Source organism: Pseudomonas sp., assembly GCF_035277045.1.
Classification (GTDB): Bacteria; Pseudomonadota; Gammaproteobacteria; order Pseudomonadales; family Pseudomonadaceae; genus Aquipseudomonas.
In genome coordinates this window covers 1-3,758 of sequence record NZ_DATELE010000064.1, presented here as the reverse complement: position 1 = coordinate 3,758, position 3,758 = coordinate 1, and the positions used below count along the sequence as shown (strand labels likewise).

The 3,758-nt window shown below is 62.9% G+C and carries 4 protein-coding genes and 1 pseudogene; 3 read left to right on the top strand and 2 right to left on the bottom strand.

Annotated features, from left to right (window positions below; all coding sequences use genetic code 11):
* The 3 genes and pseudogenes from VJS90_RS02880 to VJS90_RS02870 all read left to right on the top strand — a co-directional run.
* A pseudogene (locus VJS90_RS02880) lies at positions 1-412 on the top strand (MFS transporter); the annotation flags it as partial.
* A 19-nt stretch (positions 413-431) separates the two neighbouring features.
* On the top strand, positions 432-992 hold the full coding sequence (locus tag VJS90_RS02875; protein ID WP_324118909.1) for a TetR/AcrR family transcriptional regulator: 561 nt from the start codon (positions 432-434) through the stop codon (positions 990-992).
* A 93-nt stretch (positions 993-1,085) separates the two neighbouring features.
* On the top strand, positions 1,086-2,363 hold the full coding sequence (locus tag VJS90_RS02870) for a TPM domain-containing protein (protein WP_414704891.1): 1,278 nt from the start codon (positions 1,086-1,088) through the stop codon (positions 2,361-2,363).
* Between the two features lie 7 nt (positions 2,364-2,370).
* Here the strand turns inward: VJS90_RS02870 and VJS90_RS02865 are convergent, their stop codons facing one another.
* Positions 2,371-2,580 (bottom strand): DUF2945 domain-containing protein, encoded by a 210-nt coding sequence (locus tag VJS90_RS02865; protein ID WP_324118905.1) that lies wholly within the window; start codon positions 2,578-2,580, stop codon positions 2,371-2,373.
* A gap of 86 nt (positions 2,581-2,666) precedes the next feature.
* Positions 2,667-3,758: MFS transporter (locus VJS90_RS02860; RefSeq protein ID WP_324118903.1), on the bottom strand; the 1,092-nt coding region annotated here is incomplete at its 5' end.

The following is a 3,758-nucleotide window of genomic DNA, read 5'->3' as shown; positions in this document are numbered from 1 at the left end:
CGGCCTGGGGGCCGTGATGTCGGTGGCCTCAAGCGCCATCGTCGGCAACGCACCCACCCACCGGGCGGGCATGGCGTCGTCGGTGGAGGAGGTGGCCTACGAATTTGGCAGCCTGTTTGCCGTTGCGCTGCTCGGCAGTCTGGTCGCGGCGCTGTATACGGCCAACGTGCAATTGCCAGCGGGCACCGCGGAGGTCGCGCGTACTGGCGTCGCCGAAGCGATGCACCTGGCGAGCACCGACAGCGTCGGCGGCGCCGCCCTGGCCCGGGCTGCCTCGCAGGCCTTCGACCACAGTTACCAGATGGTGATGTACGTCATCGCCGGGGTACTCGCCTTTGGCACGCTGGTGACGTCGGTGCTGCTGCGTCGACACGGCCCCGGCTCGCTTGCCTACACGGCCGCCCTCCATTGAACCGCCAGGAAACACGACCATGCGCGTGAGCAACCGCGACAAGATCCTCGAAGCCGCCATCCGGGTCATCGACCGCGATGGCATCACCGCCGTGACCTTCGACTCGGTCGCCGGCGAAGCCGGCGTGACCCGTGGCGGCATGATGTACCACTTCAAGTCCCGCGATGCGCTGATCCAGGCCATCAACCAGCACCTCGCCGACCAGTGGGAGGCGAGCCTTGTGGCCAATGCCGGCAAGCCGGCGGAGGCCGCCACGGCCGTCGAGCGCTACGTTGCGTTTGTGCGCAACTCGGCGCGGCTGGCCACGCGTGCCGAGTTGCTGTTTTGCCTGGAAGGGGCCCGCAACCCTGAACTGACACCGCCCTGGGACCGTATCCTCGACACCTGGGCGGCCCCCGCGCCTGCCGATCTCGATGATCCGCAGGCGCTGACGCGGTTCATCGCGCGCTTGGCCGCTGATGGCTTGTGGATGTATGAGGCGCTGTCCAACAAGCCCATGCCCGAGGCTGTGCGGGTGCGGGTGGCGGAGACCATCAAAGGGCTGTTCGACGCTGACACCGAGGCCCCGCAGGCCTCTTGAAGGGGCGGGGTAGAGCGGCTGCCAGGTCGCAGGCCGACGGTCGGTTGGGGTAGAGTCCTCCCTTTCAGGATGAAAGGTACAGGTGGTCGATTCATGGTTGTGTTCCTGCGCCAATGCTCCCTCCGGGTGTTGTCAGTGCTTGTTGCAAGTCTGTTTTTCCTTTCTTCGGCCCATGCCGCCGAAGTGCCTCCGGGCCTGGTCGGCGTCCCCCTCGACCAGCGCGTCATCGACCTCACCGACACCCTCGACGCGGCGTCCAGGGCCCGTCTCAACGAGCGCCTGGCGGCACTTGAGCGGCAGCGGGGCGCGCAGATCGCGGTGATGCTCTTGCCTGGCACGGGCGCGCAAACCATCGAGGACTTTGCCAACCAGTTATTCAGGGCCTGGCAACTGGGCCGCAAGGAGGCGGACGACGGCATCCTGCTGCTGGTGGCCAAGGACGACCGCAAGATGCGCATCGAGGTTGGCTACGGGCTTGAGCCGGTGGTGACCGACCTGCTGGCCCATCGCATCATCGAGAAAGACATGGTTCCGGCCTTTCGCAAGGGTGACTTTGCTGGAGGCATCGAAGCGGCGGTGGACGACCTGATCCGCTTGGTGAACGGCGAACCGCTGCCCCAAGCGTCCGTCGAGGCGTTGCCTGCGCAGGCGTACGCGGTCCTGTTGGCATTCATCCTGGGTGCGGTGGGCGGCGGGCTGATAGCGGCCGGCAAGCTGCACTGGCGCCGGGCATCGGCAATCGCTGCGCTGGCCAGCCTGGCCTTGGTCGCGGCGACCTGGGGCCATGAGTCGCTGATGATGGTGTTCATGGTCCCGATCTCCATGGGCGTCGGCGCTGCCACCTTTGGCGCGTTGTGGCAGGCGAGGGTGCTGTTCTGGAGCCTGACAGGCCTTGGCGCGTATGTGACGGTTCTGGGGATCGTGCACCTCAACATCGTGGAGATCTCGTTTATCCACTGGCTGGTGTTCCCCTTGCTGGGGCTGGTCGTGGCTGGCTTGCACGGGTTGATCTTCAGCCTGATGAAGTCAGCCTGGAAACGCGGACCCGCGGCCTTTCTCAGTCGACTGGGCTGCACGGTCATCATCTACGTGCTGCTCGCACTGGCGTCGGGCGAAGGCTCTGGAGGATGGCTCCAGGCGCTTCCGTTCGCGTCCTTCGCGGCGCTGCTGTTCTTCGCGATGGGCAATGGCGCCAGCGGCGCGGGCTCGCGCTCGAGCAAAGGTTCCCGCTCGCGAAAAAGGTCGCGGGCACGCAAAGGCAATCGCTCCAGCGCCAGCAGTTCCAGCTCCGATACAAGCTCCGGATCCAGCAGTGGCTCGTCTGGCGGCGGCGGGTCCAGTGGTGGAGGTGGTGCTTCCGGGAGCTGGTAGCGCCTGTTCAGCTGTGCTTCAGGGCATCGCCGTAGTGCATCGCATGATGGCCGGTCTTCTCGCTCTCGACCTCGTATTGCGGCTTGTCCTTTGAGGCATGCCGCTGGCGGCCCTTGAATTCGACGTCCTGGGTGTGGACCTTGGTGACCTTGCCGTGGATTACGCCGGCTTCCGAGTTCCAGCTGACGGCGTCGCCTACCTTGAAGGGGGTGCTCATTTGGGTGCTCCTTGGGTTCTGGTCGGTGTCTGATAATGAGCTCTAAAGCAGGTTGGTAATTCCTTCCGAGATCTGCTCGATCATGATTATTCCACCGCCGTGGACAGTGACTTGGCGTGAATGCGCTTTTTGAAGGAGATGGCTACAGCCGCTGTTATCACAGGGATGGTAAGAAGGACGAAAATATCGGTGATCGTCCACCCCCAAGTCATGATGACCGCCCCTGAACCTGCTCCCAGAATCGCGCCCATGCGCCCAATACCGAATACCCAGCTGACCCCCGTGGCCCGAATCGGCGTTGGGTAGTGGTCCGCGCCCAGTGCAAAGCACCCTGCGTTCGCGGACATCAGAACATAGCCCAAGAAGAAGACGAGTGTGCCGACCATGGCGAACGAGCTGCTGAAAAGAGCGATCAGGAACGTGAACACTGCGCAGCCGGCAAACATGATGCTTACCACGCGATTTGACTCAAATCGGTCCATTTTGAGGCCGACCGTAAAGTTTCCGATCGCGCCACCGACTTGCAGGATTATGCCGAGTGCAGCCGCCTGCGAGTACGTCATCCCGGCGGCGCTCGCAGTCAGAGGAAGCCAGTTGCTCAAGAAGTAGAGATGGAAGAAGCCCATGAACATGGCAAGCCAGATGGTCAAGGTACCAACTCTATAGTTACGATTCAGCAATGCTGCTGGCCCTCGTGCCGTTACGTCCGAGATCTCTACTTCACTGTTGATGAACTGTGTGGAGGCGTGAGCACTCTCCGGTATCAATGAATTGGCTGCCGCTACAAGCCGCTCTTGGGGCTGATTTCGCTGTAATCTGAATCGTAGGGACTCAGGTAACCAGAGCAGTAGCGCCAGGACCAGCACCAGAGGCAGCAAACCACCCGTGACGAACACCGAACGCCAGCTGTAAAGCTGTATGAGGTGCTCGCTGACCAGGCCACAAAGCGCTCCACCCATCCCGAAACCGCACCAGGCTGAGGTCACGATCAGAGAACGCCTGCGCAGCGGGGCGCACTCTGCCAACAAAGTGGTGATGTTCGGCATGGTCGCGCCCAGTCCAACGCCGGTGAGGAAGCGCGTTGCCGTAAGGGTGTGCAGGTTATTCATGAAAGCACAGGCCACGCAAAATACGCCTACCAGGCTAACAGCCACGATGATGACCCAGCGTCTTCCATA

Excerpts from the sequence above, each read along its gene's own strand:
- VJS90_RS02875 (WP_324118909.1), top strand. The coding sequence starts at position 432 with ATGCGCGTGAGCAACCGCGACAAGATCCTCGAAGCCGCCATCCGGGTC.
- VJS90_RS02870 (WP_414704891.1), top strand. The coding sequence starts at position 1,086 with ATGGTTGTGTTCCTGCGCCAATGCTCCCTCCGGGTGTTGTCAGTGCTT.
- VJS90_RS02865 (WP_324118905.1), bottom strand. The coding sequence starts at position 2,580 with ATGAGCACCCCCTTCAAGGTAGGCGACGCCGTCAGCTGGAACTCGGAA.